15 protein-coding genes are annotated in these 25902 nt (G+C 44.3%); 5 read left to right on the forward strand and 10 right to left on the reverse strand.

What is annotated here, in order from left to right; translation table 11 throughout:
• Nucleotides 1–59: 59 nt before the first annotated feature.
• Nucleotides 60–557 carry a hypothetical protein gene (locus DN068_RS06020; protein WP_110997993.1) on the forward strand — a complete coding sequence of 166 codons (498 nt, stop codon included), beginning with the start codon at nt 60–62 and terminating at the stop codon, nt 555–557.
• Here the strand turns inward: DN068_RS06020 and DN068_RS22490 are convergent, their stop codons facing one another.
• A complete protein-coding gene (locus DN068_RS22490) occupies nt 558–716 on the reverse strand; it encodes a hypothetical protein (protein WP_165836298.1) in 159 nt (52 codons plus the stop codon).
• 566 nt (nt 717–1282) lie between these two features.
• On the opposite strand from DN068_RS22490, the gene DN068_RS06030 reads away from it, so the two are divergent.
• On the forward strand, nt 1283–1495 hold the full coding sequence (locus DN068_RS06030) for a hypothetical protein (protein WP_110997995.1): 213 nt from the start codon (nt 1283–1285) through the stop codon (nt 1493–1495).
• A gap of 107 nt (nt 1496–1602) precedes the next feature.
• Here DN068_RS06030 and DN068_RS06035 read toward each other — a convergent pair whose 3' ends face one another.
• The 9 genes from DN068_RS06035 to DN068_RS06075 all read right to left on the reverse strand — a co-directional run bounded on the left by DN068_RS06035 (nt 1603) and on the right by DN068_RS06075 (nt 23556).
• Nucleotides 1603–2088, reverse strand: coding sequence for a hypothetical protein (locus DN068_RS06035; protein ID WP_110997996.1), 486 nt, complete (start codon nt 2086–2088; stop codon nt 1603–1605).
• A gap of 278 nt (nt 2089–2366) precedes the next feature.
• The gene (locus tag DN068_RS06040; RefSeq protein ID WP_110997997.1) at nt 2367–2822 is read right to left on the reverse strand and encodes a DUF7919 family protein; all 456 of its coding nucleotides are present in this window, start codon (nt 2820–2822) and stop codon (nt 2367–2369) included.
• A gap of 355 nt (nt 2823–3177) precedes the next feature.
• The gene (locus DN068_RS06045) at nt 3178–3408 is read right to left on the reverse strand and encodes a hypothetical protein (RefSeq protein ID WP_110997998.1); all 231 of its coding nucleotides are present in this window, start codon (nt 3406–3408) and stop codon (nt 3178–3180) included.
• 423 nt (nt 3409–3831) lie between these two features.
• On the reverse strand, nt 3832–4278 hold the full coding sequence (locus tag DN068_RS06050; protein WP_110997999.1) for a SitI3 family protein: 447 nt from the start codon (nt 4276–4278) through the stop codon (nt 3832–3834).
• Nucleotides 4251–11843: a SpvB/TcaC N-terminal domain-containing protein gene (locus DN068_RS06055; RefSeq protein WP_110998000.1), complete on the reverse strand. Its 7593-nt coding sequence runs from the start codon at nt 11841–11843 to the stop codon at nt 4251–4253. The genes DN068_RS06050 and DN068_RS06055 overlap by 28 nt, the downstream gene beginning before the upstream one ends.
• 225 nt (nt 11844–12068) lie before the next feature.
• A complete protein-coding gene (locus DN068_RS06060; RefSeq protein ID WP_110998001.1) occupies nt 12069–12503 on the reverse strand; it encodes a hypothetical protein in 435 nt (144 codons plus the stop codon).
• A 39-nt stretch (nt 12504–12542) separates the two neighbouring features.
• Nucleotides 12543–13244: a hypothetical protein gene (locus DN068_RS06065; protein ID WP_110998002.1), complete on the reverse strand. Its 702-nt coding sequence runs from the start codon at nt 13242–13244 to the stop codon at nt 12543–12545.
• A gap of 84 nt (nt 13245–13328) precedes the next feature.
• Nucleotides 13329–23057: a Tc toxin subunit A-related protein gene (locus DN068_RS06070; RefSeq protein WP_110998003.1), complete on the reverse strand. Its 9729-nt coding sequence runs from the start codon at nt 23055–23057 to the stop codon at nt 13329–13331.
• 202 nt (nt 23058–23259) lie between these two features.
• Entirely contained in the window at nt 23260–23556 is a 297-nt protein-coding gene (locus DN068_RS06075) for a transthyretin-like family protein (RefSeq protein WP_123985247.1), read from the reverse strand.
• 388 nt (nt 23557–23944) lie between these two features.
• Between DN068_RS06075 and DN068_RS06080 the strand changes: the two genes are divergently transcribed.
• From DN068_RS06080 to DN068_RS06090, 3 genes are read left to right on the forward strand one after another with little or no spacing between them, the layout of a single operon-like run.
• Nucleotides 23945–24883, forward strand: a complete 939-nt coding sequence (locus DN068_RS06080; RefSeq protein WP_110998005.1) for a hypothetical protein — start codon at nt 23945–23947, stop codon at nt 24881–24883.
• A gap of 32 nt (nt 24884–24915) precedes the next feature.
• Nucleotides 24916–25314, forward strand: a complete 399-nt coding sequence (locus DN068_RS06085) for a hypothetical protein (RefSeq protein WP_110998006.1) — start codon at nt 24916–24918, stop codon at nt 25312–25314.
• Nucleotides 25289–25837, forward strand: coding sequence for a YiiX/YebB-like N1pC/P60 family cysteine hydrolase (locus DN068_RS06090; RefSeq protein WP_110998007.1), 549 nt, complete (start codon nt 25289–25291; stop codon nt 25835–25837). The genes DN068_RS06085 and DN068_RS06090 overlap by 26 nt, the downstream gene beginning before the upstream one ends.
• Nucleotides 25838–25902: the final 65 nt, after the last annotated feature.

The raw sequence follows: 25902 nt of genomic DNA on the forward strand, positions 1-25902 counted from the left end.
TAGTGACTTGCCTACATTCGGACTTCTAATAGATTCATTAACCCCCAAAATAAGGCATTATGGCTTTAGACAATCTTATCAGCGTATCATTTACGCCTCAGGAGCTCGACCAGATCGATAGCGCGCTCAGCACAATCACGAAAGTAATGGAAGACAAAGCAGTCAACCTTACGCCCGACCAGCGGCAGCAATATGGCCGCGTGCGCTATGCAATGGAAGTATGGATTCAGAAGGCAAACAGCTACATGGCACAAAACACGCAGCTTGTGCCCGGCTTTGTAGACTATGAAGAACACAAAAAAGATCTGGCGGCGCACAATGCCCTCAATCCGCGTATCGACAGAATGCAGACCGTATTGCAAATGCTGCTCGATACCAACCTGCTGCTTGGCACCGATCTGTACAACAACAGTCTGGCCTTTTATCGCAGCCTCAAGGCATCTACGCAGAGCAATGCCGCCGGCGCCTCTGCCATTTATCACGATCTGAAACAGCAGTTTCCTAATACTACCTTAAACCGGGTAGCGAAAGAAAAAGACAGTAATGCCAATTCCTGATCAACGATGGTAGTTTGCAAGAAAAGCGCGCCCGCCACATCTGTAGCAGGCGCGCTTTTTTTCACTTATTTTTCCTGAGCCATCGCTAAGTGTAGCGCCGCTGCCCTCAGAGGACTTCTTTAATACCCAACGATGACCTTTTAAATACTCGATGCCCACCAATTTAGTACCCGTAGCCTACTTTTCTAGTACCCATCGAGGACCTTTTTAGTACCCGGCGACTACTTCTTTAGTACCCAACGACTACCTTTTTAATACCCGGCGCCTACCTTTTTAATACCCAGGGATGACCAAATTAGTACCCGGCGATGACCATTTTAGTACCCGCCGGGTACTTCCGGAGTACCCCAAGGCTTGTAGGCTATTATCAAAGCAACGTAAATGCATTGTTTCTGACTTTTCGGGCGTGCCCCTCCGGGTCGTGCTATCCGCTGCAAGTCCTCGCTGCGCTGCGGGCTTTCCGCTGCTATCACTCACGCGGTTTCAGTTGACAGTTGACAATGGACAGTTGACAGTTAGCAGTGATGCCAATACCTGACGATTTTCATTTCTCCAGGCTGTAATAAAAAGTAACTATGTTTGCAGCTCCTAAATCATTACATAATGCATAAAATATTTTCACGGCAGCCCGTGCTATGGTGGGTATATCCGAAAGGATACCAACGCTGTAATGAGCGTAGGACACCTAACGCACGGGCTGCAGTATTTTCCTAAATCATTACATTATGGTACGTGTTACCGAAGACAAACTGATCATTGAGATCAAATCGGATTTTCCAGCGCTCCTGCTCCGCGATCTGCAAGAAAGCCTTTTGAGTGTACTCCAGCGCCGCAGCGACAGCTCCACGCCAGAGGCTATTGACGATGTCAACTGTCTGGAGCTCCTTAAAGCGCTCTTGCCAGAAACCGAGGCTTATGAACGTAGTTACGAAGCATAGTTATTCTAAAGAGAAATGTCCGGCGATGAGCCGGACATTTTTATGTGAACTAATTTATTTGAGTTGGACGATTCCAATTTGCAAACTGTTTGTTGAAGAGTGTCGCATCAATTTCCTAAAAAGTCCTGAACTGGGCGGGCTAATATTTTGTTTTTATTTTCTGAACGTGTCACATATACATCATTTGACAGGAGATGGCACAATAACTGGTAAATATTGTTAGAAAAGGGGTTTGACTCTATACGTCCAGGCAATACGATCGTGTAAGACCAAAAATTTTCTAAAATAATTTTTACTTCAGCACTTGTGACTTTTAAGTCGTTAAATATGGCTACGGTGGCATCAAATCCCTTTTGCTTATTCGCAATGATGGAAAAACTACCTTCGCCATTCTCATTTAATTCATAAGATGAATCGTCGTCGTGTGCTTGGTTATCTTTTGTAAAAAATAGCCAGAGCATGTTATCAATGGAGCTTTCTTTATCAACGACACATTTGGGCCAAATTTTTTTTATTTCGGATATCAAAATTGTTTCTAACTCAAAAAAAGATTTCTGAGAAAATAGAATGTAATCATAGCCGGTGATATTCATAGTTTTATCTTTTTGGTGGTATACCCGCTATTCTCCATGTTAGCGTAGCGCATGTCGAACTACAGATAGCTTGCGATTTATAATCGTACACAATACTCCGTAAAATACATTAAAACCAATATCGGCACACTGCAGCTTTAGGATTGATAAGGTTCGTGATTGGGGTGAATGCATCTTGTGTGCGTTACGTACTACATGCAAAAACGGCCAGCTAAAGCCACCCGTTTTGTGTTATTTGATTTGTTGATGATAATGTTTGAATAGTTGTGAGATGCGGACTAGAAATCTCCCCAATCCTGAGGACCGTACCAATCATCCATCAAATCCATCCATGTTTGATCTCCGGACCAATCCGAATTTAAATCAAAACCCATCACAGCATCGATAAATTCTTGAGGTGGGCGGTAGCCATGTTCAAGAATATAGTGTATGATCAAAGAAGGGGCCGCAAATGTTTTTGCTTGGTCATTGTTGGGAACCCATATTTCGGCATGGCCTAGTATACGATGTTTGCCTTCTTGTAAATAGACCCACCCTCTTTCGGGCGGACAAAAACCACATAAATGCACTCCTCTTGTCAGACACGTGGCTTCTCTGTCGTGTAGAGCTATTAATTTTTTTACGACTTTCTCATCTACTTCTCCTTTTTCATAATCGTGTTCTGGTTCTAACCAACCAATATGTAGTACGCGGCCTTTCGTATTTTTGTATTCTGTAAAATCTTTAAAAAACATATGTTCAAATTTAACGTTTATTCCCGCTGTTCGCCATGTTAGCGTAGCGCATGGAGAACTATAAATAGCATGCGATTTATAATCGCACACAATACTCCGTAAAATATATAAAACCAATATCGGTACACTGCAGCTTCAAGATTGATAAGGCTCATGATTGGAGTGAATGCACCTTGTGTGGGCGTTACATACTACATGCAAAAACGGGTAGCTTTCGCCACCCGTTTTGTGTTATTCGATTTGTTGTTGACAATGATTGAACTGCTAGCGAGATATGGATTGGAAATCCGTTTTGTCTGGTCGTACCTTAATCAAAAAGAGAGTTTTTAAGATTAAATCTATGGTGCAGCAACTATTAATTGTTGTTTTCTAGAAGAACAATAAATCCTAACTTTTCTAATTTTTCTAGAAGTTCAGGCAGTTCTTTCTCAGAAATATCACATGAAATATCTTTCATAGAATGGAACATATCTCGTAGAACTCCAACAGTTTTAAATTCCATAATGCTATGTTCTCTAATTTTATCTAGAGCGAGTAAAATGTGATTGTTTTTATTTTCGATATAGGGAATTTTAATCTTTATCATTGTTTAATTTTTTGCGAATTTACTTCTGTATTTAGTCCCGCTGTTCTCCATGTTAGCGTAGCGCATGGCGAACTACAGATAGCTTGTGATTTATCATCGCAGACAATACTCCGTAAAATACATCAAAACCATATAGACACACTGCAGTTTCAAGATTGATAAGGTTCGTGATTGGGGTGAATGCATCTTGTGTGCGTTACGTACTACATGCAAAAACGGGCAGCTAAAGCCACCCGTTTTGTGTTATTTGATTTGTTGTTGGTAATGTTTGAATAGTTGTGAGACGTGGATTGAAATCCGATTCATCGGCTTCGACATGCGCTGTGCTAACATGTCGAAGAGCGGAATTTTTGATAGGTTTGAAAAGAAAAATATTCGCTGTGTACTTTGCCGGACATTTCTTCTTTTGCCTATTGCTTGAATTTAATTAAATAAAAAGAGTATTTTTTTCAGCATTGATGTAAAATTTTCGTTCGCGTTATTTGTTGTAATAATGCCTTTTTCTCTTTTTAAAAGCAAACTTTCATTATTCGCGAGTAAAACTGCATCTGCCTCGCATTGAATAAGCAGGAATTGTACAATTTTCAGAATACAAAAAAGAGATTTGTTATAGTCAAAGAATTTATCTGTTCGGAATGAAATTTCAGTGCATTTCCCCCATGTATAATCAATATTTTTTTCATTTGCTTCGTATTCGAAATGATTGACTTCTTTCGTTTTTATCCCGATAAGAATACCGCAATCGTTGTATAGGTCGTATTTTTCATTTGGACTTTTCTGGTAACTAATTTTGTTTTCCGTCAAAAAAAGCTCCAATGATGATTTAATTTCGAAATGACCGTTTACATAAAAGTTGTATGAGATCGCCATAATGGTGGTTTTAGATATAATAAATTATTCTGGTTGTCTAAAATTATTACTTCTTTTAGTCCTTTAATTGGATAGTTTTTAAATTGAAGTTGCAATTTACCTAAATCTCCACTCCAATATTTTAAATTCAAAAATATTCGATCGGCTTGTCCCTCGGTTACCTTATCGGCGGCTTCAGTCCAAATCCCACGTATAGACTTGTTGCTATTATAAGGAGAATAGCAATCAAAAATTAACCCTTCTATTTTATAATCTGGGTTTTTATTAGAATTTGGTACCGCTGGATTTTGTTCTATCGAATATCCTGTTTGTGCTAATGCATCAGCTCCTTCATTTTCTCGCTGCAGTGAGGTTTTGTGTGAGGGTTGCATTTCGTCTCGTATTATTGTTCTTTTCCCACTAGGAGCGGCATCCGTGGAGGGTATATTAGACGGTAGAGTGAATTTCTCTGTGATAGGTGAAGGACCTTCCGTTGTCTGAATAATTTGCGTTCTTTCTGGCATTACCGGCCGATCGGCGTGCAGTGCAACACCTGCTTGCGCTGCATTATCAACCTGCTGTCCAATAAAAGCCCCCTTGTCACCCTGTATCGCATATCCTAGGGACCCAAAAAAGCCTCCAGCAATCGCTTCGCCAAGTCTATCATAATATTCCGTATTGATTGCATTCACTGCAATTTGCACATCTTTTGCGGGCCCGATATGACCATTACCATAAACGTCACTGCTTAATACTTGTTGCTCTGGGTAGCCAATATTTTGATCATTCCCTAGTGCCGCCATTGTTTCCTTTAGTTGTTTTTTTTGTGCAACAGATGCCACTGGTAATTCAATCGGGTTTTCGTATGAACCCAAACCATTTGCAAAGCCCGCGTGAGCATGAAATGTGTCTGGTGTAGAGGCCGGTGCGGCCATCGGCGCATGCCATTCCTCTTTTCCATCATTCTGTGTTCCCGTACTATCCGTATTCATAACCGGATTACAAGTACAATACTGATACGCACTCCATCCGCTATACTTCCCTTCCAGCGGATCCACGGCACACCATCTACCCAACCACGGAATATAATACCGTGCGCCATGATAGTACAAGCCAGATTCATCATCGCGTTCTTTGCCCGTAAAACGATAACGCTTCGCAACAGCTTTGATTGTATCACTCATTGCCTGATAAGCAGTAGTGCCATAAGGATGATACTCTTCGTAAGAAATAATCTCTGCTTCGTCATCGAGCTCTAAAGTCGCAGAACCCAGATGATTGCTGTATACATAACGTTGCAGGAAGTCTGGCGTGTTATTATCAATGATAGAAGTACCGGTAGTACGTCGTTCCAATAATGCAATACGACCTGCATCATCGGCGATGTGTATCGTGATGCGCTCGATGGTGATCTTGCCTGTCGCTGTGTCTATTTTACGATAGCGTTCAAAACCGCCGAGGTATAGACGTTCCTCTGTGAAATTAGTATTCACGGTGTACTTACGGATCCGTTGGCCGCCGCTATATTGGTAGTAAGCCTCCCCCTGACCCCCTCCAAAGGAGGCGGAAATGTGGCGCAGCTCATTGAGCAGGTTATAATCCATGACTGGCAGATGCGGCATGGTAATCATATTGCCACGTGTATCGTAAGTGTAAGGATAGCTGGTGGATAGGGTGCCATTACCCGCTGTTGTGCTTTGCAGTCGGTTTGTTCCCGTTGTGTATGTGTAGTCTCGGGTATAACTGCCAGTCGTGCCTGCACAGTGTTTCAGCTTCATGATATTGCCCACGGCGTCGTAGCAATAATGCTGTGTGTAGTTGCGCAGTGCCAGCGGATTATTGGACGATGGAGTGCTATCAATATCACTAACATTGTCTGCGGTTGGAAACGATGGCGTATTTGTTTGCTCGCGTCCTTTTGCTTTAATCAATCGGTACAAGGCATCATAAGTAAAATCCTGATCTGCGGAAACTAAGGAGTTATCGAAAAAGACGGTTTTCTGTGCATTATCACGGATATAGGTGATATTGCCAACTGCATCGTAAGCGTAATTGAGATCCTGCAAAATATTATTATTAACGAGACCAATCGTCAATAATCTTGTAAGCCTGTAGGTCAGCGGATCGTAAACGTATGATGTTTTGGTGTTGTTGCCATACCAGATGGATTGTCTCTGTCCTTTGGCATCGTAATGGATGTCCTGTACATGCGTGATGGCAGACATTTCTGCTACTTCTTTTACCGAAACCGTTTTCAGTTGTCCGGATTTATCATAGGTATGATAAGTGATATTACCACCGGCATCGCTTTGTGAAAGTACTTGTCCGAGCGCATTGTAGACGATGGAAGAACTGAAGACTTCGTTGCTGAGTGTTGGTGCAGTCGTGTCCCAGGTGACATCACTGAGTGCTGCATCCGCCAGAAATTGCTGTTGCGCGCTTACTGGCATGCCTTTGAAATCATAAGCGGGAACGGTTTTCAGTCCGCTGCCATCTTTGTGCGAGATCAGTTGCCCGCGTAGGTTGTGGTCTACATCGTAAGTGCCGCCGTTAAAGCCTTCACCATAGGTAGAAATTTCTAATGATGATGGCACGCTGCCAATCATTATTTCTTTACTGACCGGACGGCGTAATCCATCGTAAGTAAAATGGAATTCATTGCCGGCTGCATCCCAGCTGTAGAGCGGCGCGCCTGCAACATCTACTAGTGATACCTGTGTACCACCATCAATGCTTTGCTGCCAGCATGCAGCTTTCAGATAGTTATAACGATACTGCAGTTGCTTGCGCTTCAATCCATCAGTCACCGAAATCTTATTGTCAATGATATCGAGCGTTACGTAACTGTGGATATCCATCACCCCTCCTCCGGGGGAGGCCACTGTATAAAATGGTCGCGCTAGTGAATCAAGGTACATGATCGTTGGCGTGTTGTAATGCACTGCTGCTTTGGCTGCTGCGTTCTTTTTAGCTATTATGGCTTTGTCGGCGGTTGAAAGACTGGTACCGGTAGGTGTAACTAAAGCCTGTATGGTTGCGTACCAATCGCTGTCGAGAACGGTATCATTGCTGTCATAAACGGTCTGGTCCCAACTGGTCCATTCTGTTTTGCTGAAGGTCCCATCCGGCATTACTGTTTTATAAGCACGGCCCAATGGATCATAATAGATCTTCGGAGAAACCGCGCCGCCGATCACGCCGCCCGAAGAAGGCAGGGCAGCTTGTTCTGCGGTATCGTAGGCGCCGGTGAGACTGAAATAAGGCTCATACTGCATGACGGCATTGCCTTTGTTGTTGTAGACGGTTTTGCCGGAACCAATCCAGCCTTCGTTAATAGTTATGCTGCCTTCTTCGACTTCGCTCAGAATGACACCAGTAGCGCTCAGGATGACAGAGGAGGGGAGATCAGCCTGTACTTTGTGCATGGCGGCACGACCAAAACCATCGGTGTAAGAAATACGGATCGGTACTTTGGTGTCGAGATTATTGGCTTGTTCATAGATATAATGCTCTTCGCGGGCAATCATTGCTACGCGTGCGGGCAATAAGTTTCCTGCTGCATCTTTGGCACCGAGCTGATAAATACAACGCCAGCTGGCACGTTGGAGTAATGCTTTTGCATAGGTGTCGATAGCTGCGGGCGTATTGGTATCTACTGCCTCCCAGAATTCGCTTTGTGCAGTAAGATCATCATCGCTGTCAGCAATAAGCATATCACCGGTGTTATTGATCAAGAGACTGTCGCCTTGTGTGTGATCTGGAACGCTCACTTTACCCATGATTGCCGTTGCCACTGGTAAACCTAACGGATCATAACAAATCATCTGATGATTTTCGTTTTCGTCAATCATCTCGGTTGGTTGCAGCAGCGTCCAGTCGTACACTACACTGCGGGTATTGCCAGGCGTGTTGGTATTGATGTCTGGTGTTGTTACTGTTTCCGGCAGCAGGTAATAGTCATTCACATAAGTGATGGTTGTTTCGCCACCCCAGGGATCGATGAAAGAGACTGGGGTATAAAAACGATCTTTTGCACTGATGAAATTTGCTTTTCCGGAAGCGATCCACCAGCGGTTTTCTTCGGGATTAGTGCCTGTTGTCAGCGTGGCGAACGGAGTGTTTGTTGTTTGCTGGTATTTGCCTTCTGTCAGCATCGCCGATGTCACTTTGCTATCAAAGCAATTATCGATCATTGCCTGGCTGTCATATGCTAATGTGTATTGCTGTGCAGGAATAGCCAGCGATTCCATAGTGCCGAAGGTCAACGGCGTCATGGCATCAGCGTCAGCTGCGAATACCGTACGACTACAGCTCAGTAATATTTTTACAGTAGTTGCATCATTGATCGCGTTGACTGCATCCGCAAAAGAAAGAACCTCGGAAGTACTGGTGCCAGCGGGTAGCGTGGCTTCGTAACTGCTGCCTTCGTATGGAACGCGCAGATGATAGGCGAGCGATGGCGTGTTGTCGTCAGTTACAATAGCATCGTTAGTGTACTTAGCATCCGTAAGCACTATATGCATTTTTTGTTGCTCGGTTGCTACTACATCAGGCATACCTGTTGTGTCCTTACGACCATATACAATCGCTGCACTTTCCAATACATTCCCATATTCATCTACCGAGAGTGTGAGACTATGTTGCACACGCGGATCAGCAGCATCGCGTTCGCAGCTCCAGGCAAGACTTTGCTGCTGGTAGCTCAGGAAGGAGGCATAACGATTGCCCGCTAAAGGTTGTACGGTTTTTGTGGCATAAGAAGTACTAGTAATGGTGTAAGGAATCGATTCTTTATCCGTTCCATCCAGCGCATATACTTCTTGCCGGAGCGGTGAGCCTTTGAGTGAACGATGCGCCTCGCGTAGCTCCTGTGGATTCAGACCAACAGGTTGCTCTAGAGTATTCGGCAACACTACGTCACCATCTAAGGCGAAATATTCGGTAGCATAAGCATCCAGCAAGGTGCGTTCACGGATCCACGCACCGGTGTGATACCAGGTTTTTGTAAATACAGGTGATTGATCTAGCGAGTTGCCGGCCCCTGAAGAGGTGACTGCTACTGCGCTATCAATATCTGTTGTATCAACCCGTCCGAAGCCGCGAAACTCGCGTTCTTCATGATCGTAATAGCCGTGGTGGTAGCTGTAAGATTGCGTGTACGAAGTTTCACTTACCGCATCGGTAGTCGTTACTTTTTGCAGACACTGTACAGGGAACGGCAGACGGGTGGCCCATGGCGTGTTGTTGACTTTGTCTTCGAGATAGTACATCGCGGAGCTTTTGTATTGCAGCGATATGGTTTTACCCATATTGTTGCGATAGCTCTTCAGGATATACGGTTTGATACCGCCCATCAGATCGACATAGCGTATTGGCGCGGATGCATGTTGTGGTAGCGGGGAGCTCCATACAATGCTGCCCGTGCCATTACCCAGAAAATCGAGTACTGCAAATTTTGAATAAGGTTCTACCGAAGGCAGCGAACTGATTTCTTGTCCGGTGCTCCAGCCATTACCCGCCAGGTTGATCCAGGCAGTGGCGCTGTTGTGACTGAGATAAATAATATCGGCGGCGCCTGTACCGCTGATGTCGCAGAGCTGCAGATAGATTGGGTTAAACAAATCCGGATTGGCGAAACGAGGTGCGTTTGCCATTGTTACCTTCGCGCCGAAACGACCATAGCCCATATTTGGCCAGTAGCAGATCTCGCCGTTTTTGATGCGCACAATATCGGTCATGCCATCGCCATTCATATCGGCGAGGAAAATGCTTTGCACATTATCGTTGAGCACTAAGCGCGGACCTTTTTCTTCATCAAATGCGGCGCTTGATTGTCCACCTGTAATGATGCCATCAGTACCTTCGTTTTTGTACCAGGTCCAGACACGATCTTCTGTGAGCAGCAGATCGGCACGACCATCACCATCCAGGTCCAGCATTTTGGTAAATGGACTGTTCCAATCAATATTGATATTGTTTTTGAAACTGCGGAACGAAAGCCATTGCTGATCATCATTCAGTTCAAAATAACCGGGCATATGGGTGCTGCGTGATACCAACTGACGGCGACCATCAGCGTCGAGATCCTGCCATTGTAGTTCTGTGCCAAGACCGGCTATAGAAGGTTTTCGAGCGATCTGTACCGCTGGCGCAAAATGACCATTGCCGAGGTTAGATTTATAAAACCAACTGCCATTTTGCTCGGAAAGAATACCCGGCAATCCTTCGCCCCAGAGATCCGTCCACTGGTAATTGCCGGTAAGGCCCTGTGGTGCATTGGCAAAATCTTTGGCCGTTACCGATTGCATGTTTTTATTCCATTGCAGCGGCTGGTAATCCATTTCCATAGCTGGTAAAGACTTACGGAGCGGACCGCTGGCAGTTTGCTGATAACCGGTTTGACTGATTTTGGTGATCATATCTGCTTCCTGCAGATCGGTGTTGCCATCGTGCAGATAAGTGAGATCGAGCGAGCGTACTAAAGTAGGTATTGGGTTGTGGGCCGCATCTTCCGCCAGTTCGTTGATGATATGAAACATCAATACCCGGCGGCATTTGCGATAAGTGCGGATTTCGAAGCCGGCATGAAAATCAGAAAACGGATCATTGCGTAATGACCAGCTTGTATCTGGTTCCAGTCCTGAGACATCAGATGTATGATCACCATAATCCAGTACTGCTTCCATGAGGTAGGTAAAATCTTCAGGGAGCGTGGGCTCATACATTTGCTGTATTTCCGTTTCGTCGATCAGAAAAGGAACCCTATTGCAATAGCGGATGTGTTTCAGATAAGTGTTCGTGCAGAGTGCATTACTGTTCATTCGATTTCGTTCATAAACGGCCATGGGCACATTTTCGAAGTCTTCCTGCTTGTAGGCAAAAGTCTGCACATTGCCTTTATTGTCGATCGTAATTTCCGGCAGCCATTTATAGATACGACCCGCATCAGCAGGATCCGCGATACGCGCGCTTGCCGAAAGACCATACCAGGTTGTGATATTGTCTTTGGTGGTAACACGCCACCATTTATCGGCAGAACCCATGTCGCCGATCAGTTCAATGCGCGCAAACAGTCCTTCGATACGAGGGATATAACGGCGCACGGAATATTTTACGACGCCATCAACGGAGATATAATTTTCATGCGGCAAGCCCTGGCCATCCAGCCAAGGCACCAGATCTTCGGCGCCCGCGAGCAGGAATACATCGCTTTCGCCCGCGTCATCATACAGCGGTAGTTTTTTATCGGTACGACGTTGGATAGCAGGAAGACTTAGTCCCCAACCGAGACCGAATTCACTGTTGCCACCACCAGAGCTATAGGAAAGTGACAAGGCGGGTGTAAAGCCACCACGGCCGGGAGACAGCGGCAGACCTACTTGCAATCCGGCAGTACCATTGATTGCATTGACGGAAAATTTTTCATCAATGCCTTTGAGTGCACCGCCACCTTTAGGTAGCGAGATCGTTGGCGCCTGGGATTGGTAGTAGGGGCTGTCGTCTTTTTTTTGCTGCGGTTGATTCGTGTAGCGGTCGAGTGGATTGCTTTGCCCACTGCCGTTTCCATTCGTGTTAGAGGGTTGCATTTTTTATATGATTTAGAGTTTTTAGAAATAGGGTACAAAAAACCACCGCCCCCTTAAGGCACAGTGGTTGTGTTTTTGTGACAGGGTTTACATTCAAAATGAATCAAAGAAGTAAAGAAACAATGCACGCGTGCAGCTTATTTGCAAGAGAGCGAAATGATCTTTGAATGCAAGAGTGAGATTTAAAATCCCGCTCTGTATATTTATTTCTGTGCAAAGACGGAACTAAGATTGTGGAATGTTTTCTTGGGTAATGATAGATTCAATTATCAAATCATACATCGGTAAGATTGGCTGATAAAGGCCCTTGCCGATCATGCTTACAAAGAAATCCAATTGACCCGCGTAGCCGGGTTTCAATGATCCATGTTCATCTTTTGCCTCAGAGGATGGCACTAATGACACCGTTTGCGTATTAATGAAGTTTTGGTTTGTGATAATAATTGATTCATTTCTTACAAAAATCCACTCTGTTAATCCCGAAGGTTGTATCTGCACAGAATACATGCAGGTAATTTGACGGCCATGTTGTAACTCCGTAAAATTGGGCACTGTCATTATAGCGCGAAATTTATTGGCGCCTTCCTGCCATTCAATGCCTGGTAACAGGCCATTAGCGGTTTCTATGAAAGCTCCGTTTTCTAAATTGTAGTATTTCATTTTTTAAATTTTAGTGGATAATCGATTTTGAATTTTTATTTAGTATTTGATTTTTAAATCGCCGTTTGAGGTACGGTACATCTGATCTGCCTCAAGTGAGGATGCTTGTGTATTGTCATCGTATACAGGCAGGTTTTTTAGGACGACCTTGCCATTATTAACCAGTATCGCGTAGAGATTTGCGCTTGAATCGCTCGCTTGCATGTCTACATAAACGCCGTAAGCGCGTTGGTTAACCACGTTGCCAATAACTTTCAGGCCATAATAACCATTATAATAGGGAACATCACTTTGGGTGGCGGTCATATTGGCTGCAAATACCGCGTTGCTGTGCGTTTCGCCATTGCGCATACCGGTCAGGTTTCCTTGGTAGATATCGCCATAGGAGTAGTCTGTGCTGAGATTAACAATACATCCCACATTGGCAGCATCTGCATATAGCACACCACCAAGATTGCCGCCAGTACTACAATAAAATGCGTAGCCGTTATAGTTCAGCCTCACGCCTCCTGTCCAATGCGCGGAAAAAGTATTCACATTACCTTGGTTGACTTTGAAATCGGCAGCTTGGGGCGCGTCGTATTGGTTTTGTATATAGTAATTTGATCCGCTTGTCGGCGCTGTGTCGATTGGATCGTCTTTGTGCACATAACTATCCATCCAGTCGTGGAAGTCGTCTTCTGTAGGCTTTGCGCCATTGATGAATATTTGTTCGAGTTCTGCTCGTGTTTTATTTGACATAAAAAAGGGTTTAGGATCCATGAGCAGGGTAGGAGCGGATTTACGGATCCGCTCTTATTACCTGTCATAGAATTGGTGAAAGAATTAGCTAACAATAAAGTCTTTGGAAATGATCCAATGGCTGATGCCGGATGGGCCACCACCAGTGCCGGAAGTATCCTCGCCTATTGTATAATTCAGGATCAGATAGAGATCGTTGGCTACGGTATCCATGTTTACCGCTTTATCTTGACTGTCGACCAGACGCATACCGATGATTGCTCCGGGTAGCGTTACCTTCAAGTCTGGAGCGGTTGTGAAGTAACCAGGTGTGTCAGGATTAAGGCCTACTTCTATATATTTTGTTTCATTCGGGGTTGTCGTCTTATCTATATAGAAGAGTTGTATCTTATAAGAGGCGCTTGCTGCATCTTTTGCCGTAAAGCCAAATGAAAGATTAGCCACAGTAATATCATTTTCTTCGCAGAAATAAGGGAACATATTGTGTCCGACGCTGAAAGACATTGTTTCTGTACCATTGTTGTTCACATAAGAATTCCACGCAGTATTGAATTCACGTTTCATATCGAAGAGGCGCGGAATAACCGGATTCGCTAACGATGCGACCAGCTTTTGAACAGATTCAGTCGCCAGCTTTTTCAGTGTGCTGCCACTATCTAATGCTGTGTATTTGATATGCAGGATAACATCAGAAATGGAATCGTAGTCAAACTGAGCATAGACTGCCGGTAGTTCGATGTTCCAGGTACTGATGGCGCCTGTGCCTTCAAACGGTAAGTAGCGTTCATCACGGAAGCTGAACTCAAACATGCCTGCATCATTTTGTGCGCTGCTGGTTGCGATCGACTGAATGTTTCCGTATTGAGTAGCGAAACGAAGATCAGATGTCGCTTCTTCATATTGTTCATTTACCAGTGTCGCATTTTTGCGATACTTGCTTTTCGTCTGAGAGAGCTTACAGCTAACCGTTGTATACGGGCCGGCCACACAAGGGATAGAAATGCTTACTGATTTGATACGGCGCATATAATGACCTGGATAGTCCATGTCGAATAGCCATTCCTGAAGATCAATGCTGCAAGACTTGCCAGATTTGAGATCAATCAGTTGATCCGGTGCAAACATTGCAAGCGATACATGTTTCGTTAATTCCAACTGACGTTTGTTTTTCTCCAGATATGAAGTTTCCATACGCTTGATATCATAGATCAGTTGTTCACCGGCAAGCAATCCTTTTTTCAGATTGTCCCAATAACCAGCCTGAATGAAGCCTGTTCCTTCAATGCCGAGTTCGTATTGGTAGCAACGTTCTGCACGTTTGGCGATATCACATGCCAGTTTGTAAGCCTGGAAGTAAGAGAAGGAAATCTGGCCAATCATCCAATCATAGAGATCTTCGTTGGTGTATTTTTCTCTCATCGCCACATCCATATCTTTTGCGTTTTGCAATTGCAGCTGATGGTTGCGGAGTTCTACAGAAGCCATTGCCTGGCGGATTTGCGCAGCAATGATTTGTTGATTCAGCTGCGTGATTTCTTTTTCAGCGACCTTCAATTGTAAACTCCAGTCTGCGGCACGGCGTTTGTATCCGGCATTGATGCCTGCCATGGTGCCGATGGTGCCGGTAATCTCTGCCAGTGCTTTTTGTGCTGCGGCTCCTTTAGCGGAACTTTCTGAAAACTTACTACCGCCGGTTTGAGCACCAGCAGAAAATGCACCTAACGTAAATTCAGGGACAAGCTGCAAGCCAGCAGCTAATGCTTGAATACCTCCGGTAACAAGGGTGATAGGAATAGTTGCTCCAATACTTCCCAGTTGTAGCTCTTCCTGTCCACTCAAGCCGCCATCAATTAATTGGCTGTAATAGTCTCTACGTTGCGTTGCGGAAGAGAGCTGCGTATTCAGCGCGTCAATTTGTGCACCTGCTTCGTCTACTTGTTTTTCCTTCAGTTCTGTTACTGCATCGAGTACAGACATTTCCTGGCTGCTGCGGAGTAATGCTAATGATTCAGCATCTTTCTTTTCCAGTGCGGAGAGCAATTGGCTCCCTAAGCCTTTTACTTCTTGTGCCAGTTCGGTTGCTTTCTGCGAAAGCACATTAAAGCGATAGTTTGGCAATGGTGCGTTGATGCCTGAAATCACATCAGCCAGATTCAGACCAGATGCTGCTGCTTTAACGAGCAGTGCAGGATCAATTGGCGGATCGAATAATGCGAGTTCGCGTTCTACACCATCAATATTCTGACAGTTGCGGATTTTGAATAAGCGGTCTGCGATCGTATCCCAGTACTGATCCATCATGTCGTTGGATGGGAGACAGAAATAGTACATGCTGTCGTTAGATAGTTGGCTGCTGGTGCTGCTCGGTACGCCGGTACCTGTGGTGCCAGATGCCTGCATCACACTTTCAATTTTTACCAATGCCTCTGCAAAAGCATTAAATGTGCCATCTGTTGATAACGTGGCATAGGTATACAGTTTTGATTTTGCCCGTGCCGGAATTTTATCCGGACGACGGCCCAATAGCTGCGCAGCGAGTACGTAGAGCAATGTTGCTTCGTTGATGTTTTCACGCGTATCGGTACTAAACAGATTATCACCCCAGGCAATCAGATTATCCAGGTATTTCATCACCGTATTCTTCATGTAGGCAGAAGGACGGGTACGCGCAACCAGATGTGGTTTGAATGGATCATTTGCCCAGTTGTCTACAGCTTTTTGCAGATTAGTATCGCCCATTATGTCTGCAATACTAGGTGTCTGTGTTGCAATATCAACAAACGGCTGGAAGTTCCAGAAATCGGTTACTGAATGTGGTGTTGCAGCCGTTGGATTGAAGACGTATTGATACCAGGTACGGGCATCTTCAAATTGCTGGTTCTGGCAAAGCTTATTCGCAATCAGCATCGGGATATGATAGAACAATTCCCAGTTATAGCCGGCATAGGCGCCATCTGATGAGAAGTCTACATTGTTGACTGGATAATTTGTGTCCACATTTGACGTAGGGGAGTATTTACTTTTGAAATTGATAGTATCTAAAATGCCACTGATAAAAATCTTATCCAGTAAAGCATCCACGCCACCAGCGGAGAATGTCTCCATAAAATCGTCCACATTATCATGATGGAAATTGTGGAAGCGGTAGCTCGTAGCATAAATGTTTCCATCGGTAAAAGAAACAGGTGTAGTCTGCCATGCATTTGCATCATATCCTGTTTGGAATCCTCCATTGGGACGGCCAACAGTAAAAGTTCCTCTGCCGGTAAAAGGTGTTTTGGTAGGCGTTATAAAATCTGTACTTTCTGTGTTGTCGGAAATGACACCAGTTAAAGCTTTAGTTATTTTTTCTACAAAGAAGGTGTTTTTGAAATCCTTGTAGAAGAAATATGGGATGTTAATTGCAGTACCTTCTGTATAGCCCTGCGGTACAATGCGAGGAAACACGAGAGATTTGTTACCTATAGGGTCGGTTGTCCAGTTTGGAGTGCCTGTGAGTAGCGGAGTGTTCCCGTTTGGATAATGGTTGTAGCCAGAGTTGGTATAATTGTAACTTGTACCATCTATTTGGTACCCATTTCTTAAAAGCCCTTTTGCATTATCAAAACCATAATAAATGCATTGCGCAGGAGTATTGATCTGCGATGCCAGCACGCCATTAAACTTAACAGTAAAGGAGCCATTGAGACCGTAAACGTCGAGATAGTTTCCAGCAAGAGCCTGATTGTCCGTCATGCTTTTTAGTTGTTTCAAGGCACTGGTAAACTCTTTGTCGCCCAGCGTTTGCACCTTTATCTTAGTAATATTCCCCGAAATATTTTTGTGAGAAATGGTACCATCAGGCGGATAGGCAATATTGATTAAGGTATCGTGGAGACTCTGTCCAGAACGGCTTACCACAAGTTCGTTTACATTGAACTTTAATTGACCATCATTATCGATATTACAGTAGAAGTGCAGTCGATCTTTTTTCACTCGATCGAGTGAGCCTGCCAGAAACCAACCACGGGGATATTTGTCGAAGAATGCCCCAAAATATTCCACATGCGCCCAACTAACTGGATCTTCTTCAGTAATCGTATTTGAATACCAGGATTGTTTGCCAATCTGCTGCGCGGTCCAGGTTCCGTTTTTATATTCGGTCCAGGCCAGGTCTACTTTCCAGCGTACGTCGTCTGGTTTTACAAACGGTTCGTTGGAGCGTATATTAGTAGCCGTTTGTTGAATAACATCTTTAGTAAATACCAGCCAGTAAAAACGCAGACGGTTGCGCCATACTACCGGAACAAAGTGCTCACTGTCGATCTGCACATTCATTTTCTCCCATGCAGTCCACATATTAGTAGCATACTTTCTGTAGTAATATATATGCGGCGCAGATTTGGTACGTCCGAAAACGTGCACCACGTCTGTATTGCTTGGTGTTTTCTCCTGATACAGACCTACAATGTCCAGGTGAGCGACTTCGTCTAGTCGTTCCAGATAAGTAGCATATGCAGTTTCTACCACATCTGCTGTTACATCATTTTGTTTCAGGTTTTTTTCCAGCTCCAGGAAGAACGGTGATTTATCATCGCGCAATTCTGGTTCAATCCAGTTTTCAGGATAGAGGAAAATTTTACGGTTGGCTTCCCATACGCGATACAGTTTGCGCCATGTATTCCATTGGCGGGTATCGTCTTTGTCCATAGCGTAAGATGGTTCCAGACCAAGCAGAATGCGCTCGATGAATAGCTGAATGGTATTGATGGCAAGCAGAATGCGGGTTGTAGGCATGCATGGTGTCATCTCTACATCTACCATGATTGTTTCGTAGATATCATTATCAGTAAGCCATTTGCTTTCGTAGCCACTTACCGGGTAAGCGAGCAGGTAGGCAACCATTGCATCGCGACGCTCGATACGCAGCATATCGTTTACAGGTTTGATCACGTTCAGCCAGTCGTTATCGTTGTACTGTGATTTTACCAGCTGCATCACTACTGATGCCGTGCTTTGGGTGTCTGCGGTTAAAACGCTACTGGTAGCTGCCCCCAGCGTTTTCATGCTTGCTGGCAGCAAAGATTGCATTTCCAGACAGTCGATGATGCGGAGGTATGTAAGCGGTGACCAGTAAGTGTCGATGCTAAAGGCAATTTGCAACAGGCCATTGTCGGAAGCCAAACCACCCAGCAATGCCGTGATATCATCGTGGTTTGTTTTAAATGCTTTCACGATTGCAGCGATCGCTTTTTGCTTATCAACCGTAGGGTCAGGAAGCGGTTGCGCAGACAATGGGTTAATGGAAGGGCCTGTTGGAGGAGGTACCGGGCTAAACCGAGCTGCCAGTCCATCGAACAGTACATAAGCACCGTCGCCAAGGAATGCACGTACATGCATCCAATAGATCAGGTTGAGGACAGTAATAAACGAAGCGTCAGCGACCGTTGGCAAAGTCGTTTGTGCTGTTCTTACCGGGAGCTTTGATAATACCGGAATGGATGGAATCGCCAGCGGTGTTTCGGTAGCCGCGATGTTCGGATTCGCCCATAAGCGAACGATGTCATTTTTACCGAGACCAAACTTGTTGATCATGATTGACGCCTTGTGCAGTTGCAGCACAATCTTAAACTGGTTGTCAAAAGCATGATTAGCATCCCAACGAACGATAGTGTCGCTACCTCTTAAAAATGTTGCGTTTAACAGTATATCATATGCGCTAGTACCACTATCAAAGCCAACACAGCTGTCAAACAAAACTTGTGCACAATCTTCGCTTATCTTAAATTCTTTGGCAAAGAAGCTAACCGCAGCCGGTTTGAGAATCGTTTCGCTGATGTACGTTGTCAGGCAATTGAACAGATAGTCGCGACGGGCAATTGTTGTCGGTGCGTTTTCAAGATCACTTTCCGAAGGAATCAAAAAATTCAAATCGCCGGTGATCAGTGTTTTTACATCTGCTGAAAAAGGATCGGTTGTATCTTCAATTGCGGTGATCAGCAGTTGCGCATTTCCTGCGTCTGTGACAGATGCCAGGATGTCCTGAAGGATGATGCTTCCGGTATCTTCTGTTTTGTCGTAATCCGGATACATTTTCTTCGCCAGTGCTGCACGATAAGATGTCAGTGTATTTACCAGTGAGTTCTGCACAGTATCGTCCGCAATAGTATCTGCGATATTGTCTCGCAGTAAATATTCTACGTCAGCGAGTGAAAAACGTGCATCTTTCAGCAAACGTGCAAAAGCAATGTACTGGATAGTTGTCAATGGATTACTGAACGGTGCCTGCAACGTTGTTTGCGTCGTATCCATCGGATTGCCAAATGACGGAAGCGATGTGATATTGCCGAAGTAATTCGTGATAGAACCGGTGCCCACGAAATTGGTGCCGGATAACCACTGGCGGAAGGTCAGCCAGTCTGTTACAGTCATTCCCAGTTTTTTAATCAGCAAGCCGCAAGTGTACAAAGTGCTTATGCCTGCTAAGCTGGTAATGGCAATAGGATGCGCAACATTAGGAATGGCGCTGGCCAGCAATAAAATGTCTGATGAAGACATGCCTACTGCACCCGCAAGGTATTTCAGTACCGCATCCTGAGATGTGCCAATTGTCCCGTCATTATTAAACGGATAGTCATCAGCTTTGATATTCGTCAGCAGATTATTGCAGAACAAACGTTGGTATTGTGATGGAATATCCTTTGGCTCGGAAGTCGTATAGTCGCGGTACGGCAATGTGTCGACCGTATTTGTCCAGAACATGCATGCTTCTTCCACTGTACATTTCAACAGTTCTGTAACACGTTTTACTTGCACCATCATTGTAAGTGCATTGCTGTCAATATTACCTGGCGTACCAGTTGCCGCAGGGCACAACACGCGCATCGCACGATCCAGTTCATAATAAGTCCAGCCCAGCGCTTTAGCAGCACGCACGAAGCGGTAGAGAATAGCTAATACGCTCGCATCAAGTCCGGTAATCTGTAATTGGCTGAGGTCGCAAGTACCGAGGTTTGCTCCGGAGATTGCTGCAATCTGTATTTTACGGGTTACTGTGCTTCCGCTGTAAGTGGCAGGGTTAATCATATAACAATCCAGCAATTGCAGCAGGTCTGTATATGCTAATCCACTTTGTTGTAGAAATACATCTACACGACCACCCAAAACATCAGTCCAGGTGGAATTGTTTGGATACAAGTAGGCGCCTTTTTTTGCAGGATCAGGTATTGGGCGAGGACCGCTGCCAGTCAGTGGTTTCAGACCATATGCCTCCATCAGATCTGTAACCGTTCCGGTTAGTGCCGGAGCTGTTGTGATGATGTTCGCTTGCTCGTTGGTAAGTCCGAGGTACTCATTGCAGAATTGGTTGCCGGAGAATACATGGATTGAGTCAAGGCCACCAAAACGTTGCACGAGTTCATGTCCTTTAACGCCGGCAATTGCAAGGTGTGTATCAATTTGCCTTTTGTAGAAGTTGTAAGGGAGTGTTTGCGGATACTTTGCAATGCTCAGTTTTGGGTATGGGCTCGCTACATAAGTGGTGCCGAAAGTTACGCCCGCAGTATTTACATATTCTGGGATAATACGTTGTGTGGCGGCATCTGCAACGGTTTGTCGGGCAAAGAATTTGTATTGCCCGGTACCAATCATGTCTTCCAGCATTTCATTGACCATATCAATTTGCGGAACGGAGGTATTGGTGTTTTGGCAACTTAATTCAATGTCCTTGATGTCCGGACGACGTGTATTGATCAGCGCATCGTGAATTGGTTTGGACACATTGTTCAACAGAAAGCGCAAAGTATCTGTCATGTATGCAGCAGGACTGAATACAGAGGTGCATTGGCTACAATTGCAGCTGTCCAGGGTGCCGAAAAGGCTGCGCCAGTCAGGATGTGCGACGTCTGTCAATGCATAAATATTCTTACCGTAGGCGTTGAAGAATTTATCGATGATGGCAGCTGTGTTAAACGTCGTGACAGCCTGTGCCTTTGTATAAATAGCACTTGCACCTGCAGTGGTAGCTACTGGGGCGTATTGTGTCACGAAGCTTTCCTGCGGACTTTGTGAGATCTGAAGGGAGGAATGGAAACCGCCTTGTGCCAGTGCACTAATAACCAAATTGTCTGTAGTGACATTCATGAGGCGCTGCACAATACCTACTTCGTCAGAAAAGGCCTGGCGGTCGGTGACTCCTGAGAAATTATAGTTAGTGTTGTTCGGATCAATGAGATCCGCGGTTGAAACAGTGCGAATATCGAAGCTGGCATTTTGAACCGAGAATGTATTTAAATCTGTTTTCAGCGCTGTAAATGGTGTGCCATCGTCCGCAGTGATGTGTGCATTAATGCTTTGCGTAGGATAAGCGATGCTGAAAGTAGCTTGCAACGTGTCTGCGTAATTGGAAATCTTTTCGTCTACCGTATTCCCGGCAATAGTGGCAGGAATCGCAAACATGCTACTGTTGGATGTTTGGGCCGTACTCAATGTATTTACCCAATCCGTTTTAGACAATGTTGCCAGTGATGAAAGACCTGATACAGGAAGACTTTGAATAGAAAAGTCTAATAATTGCACATGAGGCGGGGCGGTCTGATCGTACAGACTTGTTACCATAGCTGGGTTATTGCCCACCATTGATATCAGATTGAATGCGCTTTTCAGCCCGTCAATGTAGTTAGTTAAAGTTGGATCTACGGAGACTACATAGTCCCATACCGACATGTCGCTATTGTTCGGATAGCTGTAATAAGCATTCAGGAAACTTTGTGTTTTGTCCTCGTCGCCGTTTAAAACGTGTTTGATCGAAACATACGTAGTACTCGCTGCTGCATCACCGCTGCTGTCTGAAATCAGAAAACGTAAAATAGCACTTTTCAGTGCAGATACACTTGTTGTAATACTCGCGTCTGGCATGGTCACAATGGTATTATTGACCATCGCGATCTTTAGATTGGAGATCAGTGTATCATTGGACTGTGCTAGCAAAGGTTGGTATGCAACAGAAATATTCTGCCGGATCAATGCATAGATAACATCCGCAGTTACGCCAAGATCAACTGCAATCTTATTCGCCGTGATAAATTGACTAATTCGCTCTTCAGATTCACCCGTCTGTTGTGACAGATGCGTTACTTCTTCAGTATCACCGGCCAGATTGATGTCGTGAAATTGAATGTTAGGTGCCACAGCTGCAACAGCGTTTGCGATCTCACTATATTCTATGTAAGCAGTGTTAGTCGCATTGGCTCCTAGATTGATCTGATCGTTTCCTGAAGCCTTATACAGTACATCTGACGGGAATTCTTTTTGTGTATCGCCGGCGCCCGTGTGTACTGCTACCTGCAACGCAACATTTGGTGTCGCAGTGGTATCCAGAAGAGATGAATCATAGGAGATGTAGTAAAATCCTGTTTCGTCTATCGGCGCTGTTGCAATAGCATTTTTGTTGCGCAAAAATACCTGGTAAAGTGTGATCGTTGGATTGTAGTTAACGTTGTCGAGCGCTACATATCCGCTTACGGTGTATTTAAGAGAAAGCAACGATTGCGCATTTACCATCACGTTGATTGCCTTCGCAACAATATCGTCTACCAGTAAATCTGATCCAGGAACGATATGGTTTTGGGCGATGAAAAATTTAATCAATTGCGCTGTCGCTGTTCCAAGTGTCGCAGCTACCATTTCTGTATTCACCTGGTCAGTGAGCGTCAATGGCGCCGTTAATGAACCTTGCGATACAAATTGCAAAAGAATGTTTTGAAGATTTTGTACTTCAGGACCTTGTTGCCCGATAAGGAAAGGGGCTTGTACAAATGAAATTGGTGTTGACATTTTGTTAGTTTTTAAATGATGGTTGTACCTTTTTTCGACAACCGTTGGGGTTTAAAAAGTTTTAGAATTGCTTGCATTGACTTCTGTATGGGCGCCGGCGGCCCAGTTAGAAGTAATTTTATTGAGACTGGAAGATTACGGGCATGGCAATATCTTACGGTGTATTACCGCCCGGACTAATCTCAGGATTTGTATGGGTTTGTTAGAATCCTGTATGGATAGAAATATGTTGTTGTGCTGATAGATCTGTAATATCACCACAGTAAATCAATGTGTCGTCTTTTAAAATATTAACGAATGCTTTTGTGTGTTGCTGTTGAACGCTAAGGATTTCTTTTTCTGGCAGGTAGATGTAGAAGCAGCCATTGCTGTCTGTTTGCGTGCCACCCATCCATTTCGGTGCAGCGTAATCACGTTGCAGTTCTATGCGTACGTTAGGAAGCGGATTGCCAGTTTTTTCGAATTGAATTTTTCCGGAGAATAATATCGTGCTTGTCATGGATGTATCGGTATTTAAGGATAGGTAGATGTTTTCCATCATTGAATCTGAACGTAAAATAAGTGTGTGTGTGTGCAGTCTATTTGCACGTTATTTTTTGTGGAAAGGATGATTTGCCCTGATTCCCTCTTGTATGGCCGGATGGTGGCTTTTTTGCTAATACATCTGATGTTTTCGGTCGCTTCGCTTGCAGATACAATGCAGGTGTTCATAGTTAATTTGCAGCCCCTACGAAAAAAAGTTTTTTACGTTCACGATTTACCGGTAATCGCACCGTATTTTTTTTCGTTTATAGATAGCTATCTGACTTTAATTTTTCATCGAAATATTATTTACCACCCCTTACACCAATTGCTCATTATTGGGCGAAACTTAAAATATAAACTACATGTCACAAAAAACACGGGAAGAATTAAAAGAAATCTTCATTACCAGTGCAAAGCCGCTTGAAATCGACTTTCATGATTGGCTTGATTCCTACGTTCACCAATCTGATAATCTGGAGATAAGCAATATCGACGGATTGGAAGCTTCGCTAACTGATATATCCAGCCAGGTATCCGCGGCCAATGCAAATAGCAGTGCGCTATCCGCACACATTGGCAACCTCGCCAATCCGCATCAGACTTCCTTGCAGCAGGTATTGAGTACAGATAACAAAACCACTGCCGGGACAAATTCAAAGGCGCCGATAGTATTACAGCCCGGTACTTTGCTGGTAACTCCGCAAAATGGTGCCATTGAAAAAGACAGTCGCAGTACTTACATTACCGATGCAGAAGGATTAAGAATTGATCTGCTGGCCCCGCACAGAGGTGTGCATAAGCTTTATGGCTGGGGCGATATAACTGTTGGGCAAACATTAAACTGGCAGTTGCCGTTAGGAGGAGATCAGTATTCCTGGAACTTAACTGGCGATGGCACTGCAACAATTAGTACTGCCTTTCAATTTTGGAACTATACCGGCAGGGTTAAGGTGGAGTACTATCTGCAAAATACTTTGATAAGCCGATTTGTCGTCACTTCTTATCCTCAGGATACCGTATGGGCGGGTTTTATGACGATGGATATAAAATTGCAGAAACGCTTATCCAATCCTTATTGGCTTTTTAATGGACCAGATGCAATTTTTGATGGCCATGGCGGTGTTCTTACTGAAACTAGCCGTTTGACGGGACTGGTTGCAGACAATAGCAACATAGCAATGCCGCAGCTTGTAGTGAAAATCACAGATGCTGATAATCCTGGCCAAACCGGAGGTTCCATTGGTCGTATGGAATCGCTCACATTATGTATAAACAAACCAATTGCTGGTTCCTGGCAATAACTATTTCTTACTAAGAATTAAAAAAAACAATTATGAAAAACATAACAACACAAGTAATTTCAAATCATCCTGTATTTACGGATGTAGTCCGTACCGTTCTGGTAGATAGCTTTCAGCCTGTTGCAAGCAGAGAGGAATTTCGAATAGTCTTTACACTTCGCTATGAGAAGAATGGAGTGGATATTACAGATACGATGAGTCAACCCGCGGTAAATGTCATCAGCGCCAACAACAACATTAATTTGCTGCTTCGCGATGAACATTTCAATCCGATTCCTGATCCTAATTGGAATGGTACAGATGCTAACACAGAGTTTCTTACCATGCCCGGCTATGATTTTGTTGCGCAGCTTTTTGATCAGCCGATTTCCATTGTCGATCTGCTGAAACGCTATATCCTGGTTAATGATGCCGACGGATTTTTCAATTAATGATTTAAAAACGGGGGATGTACTGCATGTACATTCTCCGTTTCGCTTTGGTAAACCCGTTCGCTGGTTAATGGTTCTGGTACGCTGGATTACCAAATGCTATTACAATCACACAGCTATTGTTGTTCGTATCTGGGGGCAGGTGTATGTTGCTGAAGCCGATGTAAAAGGGATTACGATTACTCCTTTTGAACGCTGGGCTGAAGATTTGAATATTTGCGTCGCCAGGGCAGATGTGCAATTGGAGGAAGGTGAAATAGCGTCATTTGTTTTGCAGCAAATGGCGATTCCTTATGATTATGCCGCTACACTGTTTTATCAACTTGTCTTTTCGGCAACAGGCAAATGGTTTGGCGCCACGAACGACAAAAACGGCAAAATGTATTGTTCGGAATTCGTAGCATACGTTTATTATCATTCGTTGGGATGGTTTACTACCTGGTATCAAACAACACCTACGGCACTTGTCGGAAGCCCAAACTTTGTCAAATTATACTTTGGATATGCGAAAAACGTGGTATAGGTTGAAGTCTAAAAGATCAAATCTGCTTTAAATTATGGTTTTCAATATTTTTGCAGCTCCAAATA

It is taken from the genome of Taibaiella soli (assembly GCF_003236175.1).
Taxonomy (GTDB): domain Bacteria; phylum Bacteroidota; class Bacteroidia; order Chitinophagales; family Chitinophagaceae; genus QKTW01.

What these genes read in the sequence shown, in the direction of transcription:
- DN068_RS06020 (WP_110997993.1), top strand. Translation starts at nt 60, where the DNA reads ATGGCTTTAGACAATCTTATCAGCGTATCATTTACGCCTCAGGAGCTC.
- DN068_RS06030 (WP_110997995.1), top strand. Translation starts at nt 1,283, where the DNA reads ATGGTACGTGTTACCGAAGACAAACTGATCATTGAGATCAAATCGGAT.
- DN068_RS06035 (WP_110997996.1), bottom strand. Translation starts at nt 2,088, where the DNA reads ATGAATATCACCGGCTATGATTACATTCTATTTTCTCAGAAATCTTTT.
- DN068_RS06040 (WP_110997997.1), bottom strand. Translation starts at nt 2,822, where the DNA reads ATGTTTTTTAAAGATTTTACAGAATACAAAAATACGAAAGGCCGCGTA.
- DN068_RS06045 (WP_110997998.1), bottom strand. Translation starts at nt 3,408, where the DNA reads ATGATAAAGATTAAAATTCCCTATATCGAAAATAAAAACAATCACATT.
- DN068_RS06050 (WP_110997999.1), bottom strand. Translation starts at nt 4,278, where the DNA reads ATGGCGATCTCATACAACTTTTATGTAAACGGTCATTTCGAAATTAAA.
- DN068_RS06055 (WP_110998000.1), bottom strand. Translation starts at nt 11,843, where the DNA reads ATGCAACCCTCTAACACGAATGGAAACGGCAGTGGGCAAAGCAATCCA.
- DN068_RS06060 (WP_110998001.1), bottom strand. Translation starts at nt 12,503, where the DNA reads ATGAAATACTACAATTTAGAAAACGGAGCTTTCATAGAAACCGCTAAT.
- DN068_RS06065 (WP_110998002.1), bottom strand. Translation starts at nt 13,244, where the DNA reads ATGTCAAATAAAACACGAGCAGAACTCGAACAAATATTCATCAATGGC.
- DN068_RS06070 (WP_110998003.1), bottom strand. Translation starts at nt 23,057, where the DNA reads ATGTCAACACCAATTTCATTTGTACAAGCCCCTTTCCTTATCGGGCAA.
- DN068_RS06075 (WP_123985247.1), bottom strand. Translation starts at nt 23,556, where the DNA reads ATGACAAGCACGATATTATTCTCCGGAAAAATTCAATTCGAAAAAACT.
- DN068_RS06080 (WP_110998005.1), top strand. Translation starts at nt 23,945, where the DNA reads ATGTCACAAAAAACACGGGAAGAATTAAAAGAAATCTTCATTACCAGT.
- DN068_RS06085 (WP_110998006.1), top strand. Translation starts at nt 24,916, where the DNA reads ATGAAAAACATAACAACACAAGTAATTTCAAATCATCCTGTATTTACG.
- DN068_RS06090 (WP_110998007.1), top strand. Translation starts at nt 25,289, where the DNA reads ATGATGCCGACGGATTTTTCAATTAATGATTTAAAAACGGGGGATGTA.